Source organism: Gordonia iterans (genome assembly GCF_002993285.1).
In the GTDB taxonomy this organism is placed as follows: Bacteria; Actinomycetota; Actinomycetes; order Mycobacteriales; family Mycobacteriaceae; genus Gordonia; species Gordonia iterans.
In genome coordinates this window covers 1243692-1255538 of the sequence record NZ_CP027433.1, presented here as the reverse complement: position 1 = coordinate 1255538, position 11847 = coordinate 1243692, and the positions used below count along the sequence as shown (strand labels likewise).

13 protein-coding genes are annotated in these 11847 nt (G+C 69.0%); 6 read left to right on the top strand and 7 right to left on the bottom strand.

Translation table 11 applies throughout. The features are described from left to right. Positions 1-52: 52 nt before the first annotated feature. The 6 genes from C6V83_RS05840 to C6V83_RS05815 form a co-directional block, all read right to left on the bottom strand. On the bottom strand, positions 53-1063 hold the full coding sequence (locus C6V83_RS05840) for an extracellular solute-binding protein (protein WP_105941599.1): 1011 nt from the start codon (positions 1061-1063) through the stop codon (positions 53-55). Positions 1064-1165: 102 nt separating this feature from the next. Beyond that, entirely contained in the window at positions 1166-2110 is a 945-nt protein-coding gene (locus C6V83_RS05835; protein WP_105941598.1) for a Ppx/GppA phosphatase family protein, read from the bottom strand. After that, positions 2107-2616: a DUF501 domain-containing protein gene (locus tag C6V83_RS05830; RefSeq protein ID WP_105943750.1), complete on the bottom strand. Its 510-nt coding sequence runs from the start codon at positions 2614-2616 to the stop codon at positions 2107-2109. Before C6V83_RS05830 ends, C6V83_RS05835 begins: the two co-directional genes overlap by 4 nt. Next, positions 2613-3125, bottom strand: a complete 513-nt coding sequence (locus tag C6V83_RS05825; protein ID WP_234353883.1) for an FtsB family cell division protein — start codon at positions 3123-3125, stop codon at positions 2613-2615. The genes C6V83_RS05830 and C6V83_RS05825 overlap by 4 nt, the downstream gene beginning before the upstream one ends. A 96-nt stretch (positions 3126-3221) precedes the next feature. After that, positions 3222-4499 carry a phosphopyruvate hydratase gene (eno, locus tag C6V83_RS05820; RefSeq protein WP_105943749.1) on the bottom strand — a complete coding sequence of 426 codons (1278 nt, stop codon included), beginning with the start codon at positions 4497-4499 and terminating at the stop codon, positions 3222-3224. A gap of 75 nt (positions 4500-4574) precedes the next feature. Beyond that, positions 4575-5324, bottom strand: a complete 750-nt coding sequence (locus C6V83_RS05815) for a lytic transglycosylase domain-containing protein (protein WP_105941597.1) — start codon at positions 5322-5324, stop codon at positions 4575-4577. Positions 5325-5437: 113 nt separating this feature from the next. Between C6V83_RS05815 and C6V83_RS05810 the strand changes: the two genes are divergently transcribed. From C6V83_RS05810 to C6V83_RS05785, 6 genes are all read left to right on the top strand, one after another. Then, a complete protein-coding gene (locus tag C6V83_RS05810; RefSeq protein WP_234353882.1) occupies positions 5438-6040 on the top strand; it encodes a TetR/AcrR family transcriptional regulator in 603 nt (200 codons plus the stop codon). Between the two features lie 32 nt (positions 6041-6072). Next, positions 6073-7314: an oxygenase MpaB family protein gene (locus C6V83_RS05805; RefSeq protein WP_234353881.1), complete on the top strand. Its 1242-nt coding sequence runs from the start codon at positions 6073-6075 to the stop codon at positions 7312-7314. Beyond that, positions 7311-8522, top strand: coding sequence for a DUF5995 family protein (locus C6V83_RS05800; protein WP_105941595.1), 1212 nt, complete (start codon positions 7311-7313; stop codon positions 8520-8522). The genes C6V83_RS05805 and C6V83_RS05800 overlap by 4 nt, the downstream gene beginning before the upstream one ends. Positions 8523-8587: 65 nt before the next feature. Beyond that, entirely contained in the window at positions 8588-9214 is a 627-nt protein-coding gene (locus C6V83_RS05795; RefSeq protein WP_159067452.1) for an NPCBM/NEW2 domain-containing protein, read from the top strand. Between the two features lie 109 nt (positions 9215-9323). Beyond that, positions 9324-10202, top strand: a complete 879-nt coding sequence (locus C6V83_RS05790; protein WP_234353880.1) for an ABC transporter substrate-binding protein — start codon at positions 9324-9326, stop codon at positions 10200-10202. Position 10203: 1 nt separating this feature from the next. Beyond that, a complete protein-coding gene (locus C6V83_RS05785) occupies positions 10204-11172 on the top strand; it encodes an alpha/beta hydrolase family protein (protein ID WP_105941592.1) in 969 nt (322 codons plus the stop codon). A gap of 180 nt (positions 11173-11352) precedes the next feature. On the opposite strand, the gene C6V83_RS18680 is transcribed toward C6V83_RS05785, so the two are convergent. Beyond that, positions 11353-11826: a hypothetical protein gene (locus tag C6V83_RS18680; RefSeq protein WP_234353879.1), complete on the bottom strand. Its 474-nt coding sequence runs from the start codon at positions 11824-11826 to the stop codon at positions 11353-11355. Positions 11827-11847 lie beyond the last annotated feature (21 nt).

Here is an 11847-nt window from a genome sequence, read left to right as displayed (position 1 = left end):
CAGACCCCGCCGACGACGACGGTGAGGGCGGCCCGCGGAACGGAGTGGGCGACTACAGCGCACCCACCTGCGTGAGCAGTTGCTCGGTGCCGTCGAGATCGGCGAGATCGTCCAGATCGATGTCCGGCGGCGACAGCTCGGACAGCCGCGGCAGTCCGGGCACGTTCAGCGGCACGTCGACGGCGATCGGGTACTCCCCGGTCTCCTCGGCGAAGTAGCGCTGCGAATCATCGTTCAGCAGTGCGCGGACGACGTCGAACGCGGCTTCCTTGTCCGACGCGCTCTTGAGCACGCCGATGCCGGCGACGTTGACCAGCGCCCCGGGATCGTTCTTGAAGAAGTGCAGGCGAGCGAGGACGTTCTCCTCGCCCTTCTCCATCACCGCGGCGGCCCAGTAGTAGTGGTTGATCAGGCCGGTCGCCACGGAACCCTCGTTCACCGCGTCCAGGATCTGCCCGTTCTTCTCGAAGGTCTTCGGCTCGTTGGCCAGGAACTTGGTCAGCCAGTCGCGGGCGCCGTCCTCGCCGCGCATCACGCGCAGGGCGGTGACGAACGACTTGAACGAGGCGTTGGTGGGCGCATACCCGATCTGACCGCGGAACTTGGGATCGAGCAGACCGTCGATGCCGTCGGGCAGTTCGTCGGCCGCGATGTTGTCCGGGTTGAACGCCAGCACACGCGAGCGTGCGGTGACCGGCGCCCACCCGTTGTCGCTCGGACGGTATTTCGCGTCGGCGACCTCGGTGATGTCGCTCGGGAGGGTCTCCAGCAGTCCGGCCTGCGACAGGCGGCCCAGCTCTCCGGCGTCCTGCGCGAAGAAGACGTCCGCGGGAGTGGCGTCGCCCTCCTCCAGGATCTGGGTGGCCTTGCGGTCGTACGAGACGTTCAGCGTGATGCCGTTCGAGTCCAGCCGGGTGACCAGCGGGCCGACGAGGTCTTCCGAGCGACCGGAGTACATGGTCACGGCGCCGTCGCCGTCGTCGTCCGAGCCGCAGGCGACGAGCATGCTCACGGCCATCACGGCCGCGGCGCCGACCGCCAGAAGTCTCCTAGATCGCTTCATGCGTGTTCCCTTCAGGTGATATCGCACCAATTATGCGAATCAGACACTACTGACCGAACAGGACTTAGGCGAGCGTTGCCTTAGAGTTGCGTCGAGGGACGGTCAGTTCACCAGTCCCAGGGCGATGCCGTCGAGGATGTCGGTCTCGGATACGACGAGTTCGTCGATGCCGGCGCGGCGCGCGAACTCGTCGGCGAGCGCCAGCGTCACCAGGGCGCCGCCGCCGATCACGTCGACGCGGCCCGGGTGCATGGGGCCGAGCGCCGCGCGCTGCTCGCGTGGCATCCGGATCAGCTCCCAGCAGATCCTTTTCAGATCGGAGAACGGAATCCGGGAACGGTGGATCTTCTCCGAATCATATTCCGGGAGGCCGAGATTCAGCGCTGACAGTGTGGTCAGGGTCCCGGCGACACCCACCCAGGTCCGCGCCTCGGACACCGGCACCGCCGCGAATGCGGGCGCCAGCCGCTCGGCGACGAAGCTCGTCGCTTCGGCGAGCTCGGCATCGGTCGGCGGATCGGAGTTTAGCGCGTGCTCGGTCAGCCGCACGCAGCCGACGTCTGCCGAATAGGCGGCGTCGTGCATGACGATCTCCGTGCTCCCGCCGCCCAGATCGGTCACCACGAACGGGCCACCGCCGTCCCTTGAGCTTGTCGAAAGGTCCCCCACCGCCCCGCGAAACGAGAGCCGCGCCTCCTCGTCGCCGGAGATCACCTCGGCGACGGTCCCGGGCACGATTCGTCCGAGCAGTTCGGCGGTCATGGCGAAGAACTCGTCGCGGTTGCCCGCATCCCGAGTCGCCGAGGTGGCGACCATCCGGACCCGCTGCACGCCAGCCGATCTCATCGTCTCGACATAGCGCTCTAGCGCGATCCGGGTCCTCTCGATCGCCTCTGGCGCGAACCGGCCGGTGGCGTTGACGCCCTGGCCGAGCCGCACGATCACCATGTCGCGCAGCACCTCGGTGAGCCCGCCCTCGCCGTCCTCGTCGGCGATCAGGAGCCGGATCGAGTTGGTGCCGCAGTCGACGGCGCCGACCCTGGTCATCGGTCGACGACGATCGGCCAGTCCGCAGGCACCGCGATCCCGCGCAGGTTCTCCACATCGGCCAGCAGCGCGACGGCCTCGTCGCCGAGCGGGTTGACTCCCGGTCCCTTGGCGAGCGAATGCGCCACCAGCACGTGCAGGCACTTGACCCGGTCCGGCATGCCGCCCCCGGAGAAGTCGGTGCCGAGCGACTCGATCGCGTCACGTTCGGCGAGGTAGCTCTCGTGTGCCGCGCGGTAGCCGGCGGCGAGTTCGTCGTCGTCGGCCAGCTGTGCGGTCATCTCCCGCATCACGCCGCCGGACTCCAGTCGACTGCACGCGCTGGTCAGCCGCGGATCCGTCAGGTAGTAGAGCGTGGGGAACGGCGTGCCGTCGGGCAGTCGCGGCGCCGTCTTGACCACGGCGGGCCGACCGTCGGGCGTGGTGTAACTGATCTCCAGCACCCCCCGCGGCTCCCGGCCCAGCTGGGCGGCGACTGCGTCGAGTTCGGCTCGGGTAACGCTCACTTGCCCTCCGGCGGTGTCGACACCGCGTCCCACAGATTCGAATACCAGGGGTTGGCGGCGTATTCGCGGGCCGCCTTCTCACGCTCCTGCTGCTTGGCCTTCTCCGGGAAACGCAGCACCACCTGCTTCTCCCCGGGCATGACGAACTGCAGCCGGGCGCGTGCTTGATTCTCGATCCACGCCGGATCGTTCTGCTCGGTGACCCGCTTCTGGTAGTAGTCCACCTCGCGCTCGAGCTCGGCGTTCGCTTCCTGGAGGCGGTCGAACTCGGCGCGCTGAGACAAGTACGTGCGAGTGGGCACGGCCAGCGTCAGCGCCAGCAGCGCCAGCACCCCCAGCAGGACCAGGGCGCGTCGTGCGTTGACCGAGGCGATCCGCTCGAACACCTTCGGCATCCGGAACGGCGACGACTCCTGCTCCGGGGAGGCGACCTGCGGCTCGTCGATCACCGCGACCGGAGCCGCGTCCTCGACGGGAGCCGAGGAGCGAGCCCGGGGACGGCGGGCCACCGGACGGGACTGCCCGGGGGTGCGCGCACGCCCCGTCGTCCGTCCCCGGCCGCCTCTCCCGGACTCGCTCTTCACCATGGATCTAGCTAATCACGCTCACGCGTTGAAACGCGGGAACGCCAGGTCACCGGCGTAGCGTGCGGCGTCGCCCAGGCCCTCCTCGATGCGGAGGAGCTGGTTGTACTTGGCGACGCGCTCGCTGCGGGCCGGGGCGCCGGTCTTGATCTGACCGCTGGCGCAGGCGACGGCCAGGTCGGCGATGGTGGTGTCCTCGGTCTCGCCCGAGCGGTGGCTCATCATCGTCTTGTACGAATTGTTGTGGGCCAGCGCCACGGCGTCGAGCGTCTCGGTCAGCGTGCCGATCTGGTTCACCTTCACCAGGAGCGCGTTGGCGATGCCCTTGGAGATGCCCTCCTCGAGCCGCTCGGGGTTGGTGACGAACAGATCGTCGCCGACCAGCTGCACCTTGTCGCCGACGGCCTCGGTCAGCGCGGCCCAACCGTCCCAGTCGTCCTCGGACAGGCCGTCCTCGATCGAGACGACGGGGTACTGGCTGACCAGCTTGGCGTAGAACTCGGTCATCTGCGCGGCATCGAGAGCATTGCCCTCCAGGTGGTACTTGCCGTCGCGGTAGAACTCGGTGGCCGCGGCGTCGAAGGCCATCGCGATGTCGGAGCCGAAGGTGAACCCGGCCTTCTCGACGGCCTCGGCGATCACGTCGACGGCGGCCGCGGTGTTCGGCAGGTCCGGGGCGAAGCCGCCCTCGTCGCCGAGCGCGGTGGCCAGGCCCTTCTTGTGCAGCACGGACTTGAGCGAGTGGTACACCTCGGCGCCCCAGCGCAGCGACTCTTTGAAGGTCGGTGCGCCGATCGGCGCGATCATGAACTCCTGGAAGTCGATGCCGTTGTCGGCGTGCTCGCCGCCGTTGATGATGTTCATCATCGGCACCGGCAGCAGGTGCGCGTTGGGGCCGCCGACGTAGCGGAACAGCGGAAGCCCGGCCGACTCGGCGGCCGCGCGGGCCACGGCCAGCGAGACGCCGAGGGTGGCATTGGCGCCCAGCCGCGACTTGTCCGGGGTGCCGTCGGTCTCGACCAGGATCTGGTCGATGATCCGCTGGTCGTCGGCTTCCTCGCCGATCACCGCGGGGGCGATCTCGTCGAGGACGCCGGCGACGGCCTTCAGGACACCCTTGCCGTTGTAGCGGTCGCCGCCGTCGCGAAGCTCGACGGCCTCGTGCTCACCGGTCGACGCTCCCGAGGGAACCGCCGCCCGCGAGAAGGTGCCGTCGTCCAGCACCACCTCCACCTCGACGGTCGGGTTGCCGCGCGAGTCGAGGATCTCTCGTGCGCCTACCTGCTCGATCATTGCCACTGCCAGCCCCATTCGCCAGGTTGATGTCGGCGAGCGGTCGACGCGCCGACGGGTACGCGTCCAGGGTAGTAGAGGTCAGTAGCGGGCGTTGACGGAGTACGCATTGGCGTGGTTGCGCACCCGGATCAGATACGGCCGGGACTGGTTGTAGGTGAGAATCGCCTTCTCCCACCCCGCCTGCGTGGTCATGTCGCCGCCGGACGAGGCGCAGAGATAGCGGGCCGCAGAGAGGGCCGCGTCGTCGATGTTGTCCGGGTCGGCCTTGCCGTCGCCGTTGGCGTCCACCCCGTAACGGGCCCAGGTCTCGGGGATGAACTGGAACGGACCCATCGCGCGGTCGTACTCGGCGTCGCCGTCGTACTTGCCGTCGTCGGTGTCGGCGATCTCGTAGTTGCCGTTGGTGCCGTCGAGCGTCATGCCGCGGATCTTGGGCCGGACGTCGCCGTTGGGCGCGACGCTCGCCCCACGGTGAGTGCCGTGTTTGCTCTCGACGCCGGCGATGCCGGCCAGCGTGGTCCAGGTGATTCCGCATTCGGGGTACTGCTGACGCTGGATCTCGGCAGCGTTGCCGTAGGCCTCGAGCGCGGTGACCGGGATGCCGGTGTCCTCGGCGATCGGCTCGGCCCATTCACGCATCTTGTCGGCGGTGCGACCGGGGGCGTTGATGTCGATGGCCGGTTGCGCGATGCCCGGCCCGGGCGGGACGTTCTCCGGAATGTCCGGGGAGTTCCACGGCAGGTCGATGCAGGCGGTGGCGGTGAACGCGACGCTCACCAGGAGCAGCGGAGCGGCCAGCCGTCGCCGCAGCGGCAACTTGTTGCTCATCCATCACCCTTAGTCAGCACGTCCGTCAAGACCCTCTCGGGCCCGCGGGGAAGCGTGCCACCAAGGTCTCAACGTCGCAAATCGCTGCGAGGTTCCCGGGTAGGCTTCGGCGGGTGAGCCCGGCTGCCTCCCGACGCGGCCGCGGTCGGCCTCCCGGCCCCGCGGTGGACCCCGCCGACCGCCGGGAGACGCTGCTCGACGCGGCCGAGGCCGCGATCGCCGCCGCCGGCGCTCAGGTGACGCTGGCACAGGTCGCCGAGACCGCCGGACTGACCCGCTCCGCGGTGTACGCGGCCTTCGCCGACCGCGAGGCGCTCCTCTCCGCCCTCGCCCGTCGGCACTCCGAACGCCTGGTCGACCGACTGCGCGCCACCGTGGCCCTCGATGCCGAGCCGCGGGCGCAGACGCGCGCCGCGGTCGACCTCCTCGCGCGCTGGTTCGAGGAGAACCCCGAGCTCGCTCGGCTCCTGGATCAGCGGACCGACGGCGATCAGCTCCACCGCTCCTACGGGGCCGAGGCGGTCACCGCCGTCCTGGACGCCGGTTTCCGGGCCCGCGGCCTGGATCCCACGCCCGCGGCCACCTGGGCGCAGGGTCTGATCGGCGCGGTCTCGGCGGCCGTGCGGTGGTGGGTGCACACACAGACGGTCTCGCGCGACGAGTTGGTCGACCACCTGACCGATCTGATCTGGTTCGGTTTCGCCGGAGACCGTTGACGTTCGGAAGCATAAAAGACACACTGTCTTTTATGACAGTAGACGAGTGTTCCCGGCAGCCGACTCCCGAGGAGGCCGCGCGGATCACCGGCGCGCGGAACTGGGCGGAGATGCGCGCCGAGCACCCCGAGCGCGTCGACGCGATGGCGGCCGGGCTGGTGCGCGGCGACCTCTTGGCCGACGCCGTGGTCGCCGAGTTCTTCTCCCCGGCCGGGCTGAGCTGGGAGCGCACCGTCGGCGCCCTTGACTCGCCGTACCGGACCGAGGGCCTGCCACCGGCGCTCACCGCATTTCTGAGCGCGGCCACCACTCCGCCGCCCTGGTACGACGCCTCTCTCGTCCGCGCCGGCGCCGCCGCTTGGTGGCGTTTCGGCTCCTTGCAGTCGTCGACGCTCTACCAGTCGCTGATCTACGGCTACCAGGCGCGCGGCTTCACCCGTCCGCTGGTGGAGACCGGACGACTCACCACCGGCACCTGGGACCGGGTGATCTCCACCGCGCGCTGGGTGGCCCTCGCCACGGCACCGGACATGATGAACGTGGGCGGTCCCGGTTGGGTCGAGACACTGCGCATCCGGCTGGTGCACAGCATGGTTCGCCACCACCTCATCGAACGGCAGGGCTGGGACATCGCCGCCTGGGGCGTGCCGATCAATCAGACCTACAGCCAGTTCACCATCACCGCGGGCTTCCTCGCGCTCCCCTTGCGCATCGCCCGGGATCTCGGCCTGCGCTATTCACAGGCGGAACTGGAAGCGATCACCCACCTGTGGCGCTGGATCGGCGCGACGATGGGTGTCGAGGACCAGTTGTTGCCGACGGACTTCGCCGACGCGTCCGCGGTCTACCGGATCGCCCAGGAGTTCCGGATGGAACCCGACGAGCAGGCGAAGGTCCTCGTCGGCGCTCTGCTGGACGAGGGTTACCAGACCGACCTCGGCCTGCCCGGACCGCTCAACTCCGCGGTCGACGTCGTCACCCGGCCGTTCCTGCGCACCTTCTTCGCCACCGTCTCGGCGCGCTGGGTGGAGCCTGAGGTGGCCGTCGCAATCGGCCTGCGACCCAATCCGCTGCACCATCTGGTGGTGCTCGCGCGGCCGGTGGTCCGTTCCCGCGAAGTGCTGCGGTCGCTCGGACTGCTCGGCTCGGACCGCTCGCTCGTTCAGCGCGAGCTGCGGCTGGTGACCGGACGGCTCGGACTCGACTTGGCGCAGCCCGAACTCGGCAAGCGGTATCGCAAGGCGGACCGCAATCAGTTGGACACCGTGGCATGAGCGCGTCGTTCCAGCATCGGCGTGAGCTCGTGTGCTCACCGGCGGCCGCCTGGCGGCTGCTGACCGACCCCGACCAGATGAACCGCTGGTCCACAGCACCGATCACGCTGTCCGGCAACGGCATCGGCGACCGCCCTGATGGCGTCGGCGCGCTCCGAACGGTCACTCTGCCGCGGCGCGGCGGACGGCTGCGTGAGGTCGTCGAGGAGGCCGTGTTCCCGCACCGGTTCGTCTACCGGGTGTACGACGGCGGGCCGCTCCTGCTCGACCACCTCGGCGAGCAGACGATCGCCGAGACCGCGACGGGCTGCCGGATCACATGGACCGTGGAGCTCCGGCTGGCCGGCGGGGTCTCCGGGGTCGTCGCACGGTCGATCGGTCGGCAGGTCGGCGCTTCGCTCGACCGGCTGGAACGCCTCGCCGACAGCGCAGTGCTGGACGCCGCCGCGGGGCCTCCGCGGGATCGTCCGGCGCATCCGGATCGGGCCGAGCTCGCGGCGCTGCGCCGGGCAGCGCTCGTTCCGCTGAGCGAGCAGACCGCGATCGCGGACGCCCTGGCCGCCGCGGACGATCCGAAGCAGTGGTTCGCCCGCGTCTACCAGTACGTGACCCAGGAGATGATCGCCGTCGCCGATCGCCCTGGGGCGCTTCGCAATCCGGACTGGGTGCTGGCCCTGATCCCGGTGTTCCACGAGTACTTCACCCGGAACCTCACGGCATACCGACGGGGTGAGCCGTGCACGGCCGCGTGGACCCGAGCGTGGTCGCAGTGTGAGCGCGAAGACCCCGATCATCCCGAACGCCCGGTGATGCGCGGCCTGCTGGCCGGGGTCGGCGCACATATCGACGACGACCTGCCGCACGCCCTGCTCGAGGTGCATCGCGCCCGCTACGGCGACCGCGACCTGCGCGAGTTCTTGCCCGACTATCTGCGGTTGGCACCGGTGTTCACCGCGGCGTCGGACCGCCTGATCGCCGACCTTCCGCGCAGCCATAAGCCATGGTGGACGCCGATCGCGACCCGCATCCATCCGCAGGTTCGCGACGAGTTCCTCGGCCGGAAAGGCTTCCACGTCGGCCGGCAGCGCATGAAAGCCTTCGCGCGGGCCCTGGAGGCGACACGCACCGAACACCTCGCTGGTCGAGCGGAGTCCCTCGCTGGTCGAGCGGAGTCCCTCGCTGGTCGAGCGGAGTCGAGACCTCCCTGACGAGAGGGAGATCCATACCCTCACTGAGCGGCCTCATGACGCAGCCGTCTGAGACAATCTCCGGCGTGAAGAAGACGTTCGTTGCCCTCGCCGCTGTTCTGTCCCTGTTCGCCACCGCCGCGTGCGGCACGTCGAACGACGACGTCGCCGCTCCGACTGAGAGCGTCGCCGCATCCGCCGACTCCGACGCGCAACCGGACTCCGCCGAGCACGACCACGACCAGGACCATGCCGAGCACGCGGATTCGAGCGCGACCGACTCCCGGAACGCTGCGGACACGGTCCCCCTGTACGAGGCGCTGAGCGGCACCGAGGCCGCCGGCGCGACGGGCCGGAAAGTGGAGGTGACCGTGGGCGGCAAGAAGCAGGAGGCCACCGGGATCTGGGTGGGCTGCGACGGCGATCCGGCGACCGCCACCTACGACCTCGACGGTGCCTACACCGCCCTCACCGGCAAGCTCGCGCTGGCCGATCACACGCCGGTCGGCGTCCACGTGCAGGTGGAGATCCGGGTGGACGGCAAGACCGTCGCCAGCGAACGCCTGGTCCCCGGGACGTCACCGCAGTCGGTCGACGTCGACGTGACCGGCGCGACGTCGTTGGTCGTCAGCGCAGAAGCCGTCCAGGGCCAGTGCAGCACCGCCTCCGCCCCCTACGGCACCTTCCTCGACGCAGAACTCACCGAGAGTTAGACGCCGGGCCTGTCCACTGCCGGGCGAATCCGGCACGAAAGCCCCCACCGGCAGCGAGCAGCGGCGATACTGATCGACGACCCCCACCGGCAAGCACTCGAGGTGAATCGTGAAGCAGTCCCGACGTTGGGCGGCTACGGGTGCCGCAGTGATTCTCGCGGTGAGCGCGGTGACCGGCTGCTCGTCGTCGAACGATGAGCCGACCCCGCCCGACCAGTCCCTGCGGCAGGCGCTGCCCGCGAACATCCGCGACGCCGGCACCCTCACCGTCGGGACCAGCGGCCCGTACGCGCCGCTGGTGTTCGAGCAGAGCGGCGAGCTGACCGGGTTCGACGTCGAGGTGGTCCGCGCGGTCGCCGAAAGGCTCGGCCTGAACGCCGAGTTCACACAGGCGCCGTTCGCCGATCTGCTGCCCGGCGTGGCCGACGGCTCGTTCGACTCCGCCGCCCGCGGCATGTTCGCGACGCTGCAGCGGCAGCAGACGGTCGACCAGGTGACCTACTACAGCGCGGGTACGCAGTGGCTGGGCAGGGCCGGCGCCGACCTCGACCCGAACGACGCCTGCGGCAAGCGGATCGGCGCCGCTGAGGGAACCGTGCAGTTCACCGTCGAGCTGCCGGCCAAGAGCGCCGCGTGCACCGACACGGGTAGCGAGGCCATCGAGATCATCGGGTTCGACGACTTCGACCAGGCCGTCGACGCGCTGGCGAAGGATCCTGACCAGGGTGGGATCGACGGGATCTCCGCGGACTCACCTGTCGTGCAGTACGCGGCCAAGACCTCCGACGGGAAGTTCGATACGGCAGGCGCCCCGTTCGACACCGAGCCGTATGCCATTGCGGTCAAGAAGGATTCGGCGCTCGGCCCCGTCGTGCAGAAGGCCGTGCAGCAGTTGATCGACGACGGCGAACTCCGCAAGATCGCTGAGAAGTGGGGCTTGGAGGCAGGACTCATCGAAACGTCACTGCTCAACGGAGCTCTGATCTGAGATGGCGGCCGTGCGCAGACTCCTCGTCGTTCTCATCGCCGCGCTGACCGGTCTCGCGCTCATCGCGGGCTGTTCGGAGACCGTCGACGGTCAGGCGGCCCCGGAACCCATCCCGGCCAGTGAGGCGCCGGAGCAGTTCGCCGAGGTGATCGCGTCGTCGAACGTCGACGCGAAGAGGTACGTGTATCCGGTCGCCGACGGCGAGAGCGACCACTCACAGAACTGGGTCGACCTGTTCATGCCGAAAGAGACCGGCGACGACGGCTCGGTCCCGCTGGTGATCCTGATCCACGGCGGTTCGTGGCGGTCGGAGATCGGTGCTGACGTGTTCGTGACCTTCGCGCAGCGGCTCGCTCAGCGCGGGCTGGCCGTCTACAACATCGAGTACCGGCGGCTGGGTTCGGGCGGCGGGTATCCGCAGACGTTCTCCGATGTGGCCGCGGCGGTCGACTTCGTTCCGGAGGTCGCACGCGCGAATCCGGCGATCAATACCGCAGATGCTGTGGTCGTGGGACATTCCGCCGGCGGCCAGCTCGCGATGTGGGCCGGAACCAGACACAAGCTGAACGACGACGAGGTGGGCGCCAAACCCAAGTACCGGCCGACCGCGGTCGTCTCCCTCGCCGGCCCGCTCGACATGCGGACCGCCGTGCGGATGGGCGACGACCGCATCGTCGCCGCTCTCGGCGGCACGCCCGACGAGGTACCGGAGAGGTACGAGTCCGTGGATCCGATCCAGAACATCGATCCGGCGATCCCGATCACCGCGATGGCCGGCGACAAGGACCACGTGGTGCCCGCGGTGGTCTCCAGGAACTACGTCGACGCGGTGAACAAGGACGGCGGCGACGGCACGTTCATCCTGCTCCCGGACACCGACCACGGCTCCATCGTGAATCCCTCCGCCCCGACGTTCTCCCGCGTCCTGGAGACGATCAGTCGAGCCGCGCACAACCACGCCGATCGTTGAGCACCCCCTTCGCTCATTGAGCACCTCCCCTCTTTCGATCGTTGAGAACCCCCTTCGCTCGTTGAGCACCCCCTTCGCTCGTTGAGCACCCCCTTCGCTCGTTGAGCACCTCCGAGCCCGCAAGGGCGAGGAGGTTGTCGAAACGCTCGGCTGGCACGACAGGACTCTGGCGTGACAGGACTACGGACCGGCGGACCAGGTCGAGTTCGGTCCGCCGCACATGATCACCTTGCCCTCAGGATCGACCGCGACCTGATCGTCCGGATGGTTGCACGGGTCGCCGATGTTGTGGACTTCGCCGGAGTTGGGTGCATGCTGCACCCAGCGATATCCCCCGGCTCCCCCGTAGATGCACACGAGACTCTGACCACTGGCGGAGGTCCCGAAACTTCGGGCCTCGGATTCCCAGCACTGACCTCCTTGGACCACCAAGGAACCCGACGGCTGCACCTGGGACGGAGGAGGTGCATGGATCGACGTCGTGGTCGACGGTTGGACCACCACGGATTCGGTGACTGTGACCGGCGGCTCCGCGCGTTCCTCCGAGTTGCTCGAGCTCACGATCAACGTCACGAACACCGCGATCCCGATCGCGAGCAGCGCGGCGACCACACCCAGCACCACACCGATGCCACTCTGTCTACCGTTCGCCATGTCGCCTCCTCAGTCGATACC

Excerpts from the sequence above, each read along its gene's own strand:
- C6V83_RS05840 (WP_105941599.1), bottom strand. The coding sequence starts at position 1,063 with ATGAAGCGATCTAGGAGACTTCTGGCGGTCGGCGCCGCGGCCGTGATG.
- C6V83_RS05835 (WP_105941598.1), bottom strand. The coding sequence starts at position 2,110 with ATGACCAGGGTCGGCGCCGTCGACTGCGGCACCAACTCGATCCGGCTC.
- C6V83_RS05815 (WP_105941597.1), bottom strand. The coding sequence starts at position 5,324 with ATGAGCAACAAGTTGCCGCTGCGGCGACGGCTGGCCGCTCCGCTGCTC.
- C6V83_RS05805 (WP_234353881.1), top strand. The coding sequence starts at position 6,073 with ATGACAGTAGACGAGTGTTCCCGGCAGCCGACTCCCGAGGAGGCCGCG.
- C6V83_RS05800 (WP_105941595.1), top strand. The coding sequence starts at position 7,311 with ATGAGCGCGTCGTTCCAGCATCGGCGTGAGCTCGTGTGCTCACCGGCG.
- C6V83_RS05785 (WP_105941592.1), top strand. The coding sequence starts at position 10,204 with ATGGCGGCCGTGCGCAGACTCCTCGTCGTTCTCATCGCCGCGCTGACC.
- C6V83_RS18680 (WP_234353879.1), bottom strand. The coding sequence starts at position 11,826 with ATGGCGAACGGTAGACAGAGTGGCATCGGTGTGGTGCTGGGTGTGGTC.